Origin of the sequence: Paenibacillus solisilvae, assembly GCF_042656405.1 — a bacterium.
Lineage (GTDB): Bacteria > Bacillota > Bacilli > Paenibacillales > Paenibacillaceae > Paenibacillus_Z > Paenibacillus_Z solisilvae.
The window spans coordinates 1-1,533 of record NZ_JBHSOW010000151.1 but is presented as its reverse complement, the minus strand read 5'-3'; the positions used below and the strand labels follow the sequence as shown (position 1 = coordinate 1,533).

2 protein-coding genes are annotated in these 1,533 nt (G+C 44.4%); both read right to left on the bottom strand.

The window, feature by feature from the left end; genetic code table 11:
- A partial coding sequence (locus ACFPYJ_RS33135) for an IS3 family transposase (protein WP_379192883.1) occupies positions 1 to 899 on the bottom strand: 899 nt, incomplete at its 3' end.
- The coding region (locus tag ACFPYJ_RS33130; RefSeq protein WP_379192881.1) for a helix-turn-helix domain-containing protein at positions 857 to 1,533 on the bottom strand (677 nt) is incomplete at its 5' end. The genes ACFPYJ_RS33135 and ACFPYJ_RS33130, both read right to left, overlap by 43 nt.

Below are 1,533 nucleotides of genomic sequence, written 5' to 3'. Positions count from 1 at the left end.
TCCATCGGACTGAGGCCGTTTAGTTTTGCTTGTAATCGTTCATGGTTGTAAAAGTGGATGTAGGCCTGAATATCTCTCTCAAGCTCTTCAAAAGTATGGTACGTATGCAAATAATACTTCTCACATTTGAGAGTCCCCCAGAAAGATTCCATTGGACCATTATCGATGCACCGCCCTACTCGGGACATGCTCTGGATCATGTTACTGTCATCTAAGAGCTTCTTAAAGCCCAAAGAAGTGTATTGGTAGCCTCGATCACTGTGAAGCATGGGGCTGCTTCCTGGAGCAGCTTGCAAGGCCTGTCTCAACGTCTGGAATACAAGGGGGTTGTTATTGGAACGCCCTAATACATAGGAGACAATGGTTTTATCATGGAGATCGAGAATAGCGCTCAAATACGCTTTTTGGCCATGGCCGTATTTAAATTCCGTTACATCGGTGAGCCATTTTTCATTCGGCGCATCAGCACGGAATTTACGGTTTAGCAGGTTCTCCGCCACTTGCTGCGGCGTGGCGTTCGCATACTTCTTTTTCTTTCTCCGAATAACAGACTGGATCCCCATTACTTTCATTAACCGTTCAACGCGTTTATGGTTAATGGTTTTTCCGGTTTGTTTACGCATATGCAGGGTCAATTGACGGTATCCAAAAGTACGTTCCACTTTCTCATAGATCGTCATCATTACTTGGGTCAATTGCTCATTCTCCAGCTCTCGACCACTGGGTTTTCGATTTAGCCACTTGTAATAACTTGAGCGTGCAATTCCTGCTATTTTGCATAAGAGCTGGACGCTCATTGACACATCCTTGTGAAGTGATTGAATGGCAAGGTATATCGTTTCCTGTCGTGTTTGTTTTAGCGTCGCCTTCTTTCGAGTTCCTCTAACTTTTTTAAGAATGCATTTTCAGCCCGAAGTCGCTCGATCTCGTACTCCATCTGTTTCATTTTGAGTTTCTGTTGATCGGCCTCCGTTAACTCTTCCGGGGTTTTCTTTTTCCCTCGACCATCCTTTAACGCATCCTGACCGCCATCTTCGAACTTCTTCACCCACTGGTACACTTGCTGGTAGGAGACCTTAAATTGTTCAACCGTCTTTTGGTAATGATGTTCATGTGCCAGACAATACTGCACAATCTCAATCCGTTCTTGCCAAGAAGTAGAGCGACCTTTTGTCATAGCTTTTGCTTCCCCTTTATAGGCTTTTAAGCTGCTATGACCATTATACTTGTTGATCCAATTGAAGAGCTGCCGTGTACTAGCAATCTTGTATTTTTCAATGATCTGGTACTGAGACAATCCCTCTTCTAGGTAATCCTTCACCGCACGGAGCTTGAGCTCAGCACTATAGCTTTGAAGATGCGTTCGTCGCTCTAAGCCTTTATCCCCACACGTCTTGTGCCTGCGCTGCCATCTCATTAACGTGGTCTTGTTAATCCCATATTTCTTCGCAGCTGCCAGAAAACCAATTTCCCCATTTGATACTTCTTCGAGAATGGCAAGTTTCTCCAAAGCACTATATTTTCTTTGAGACA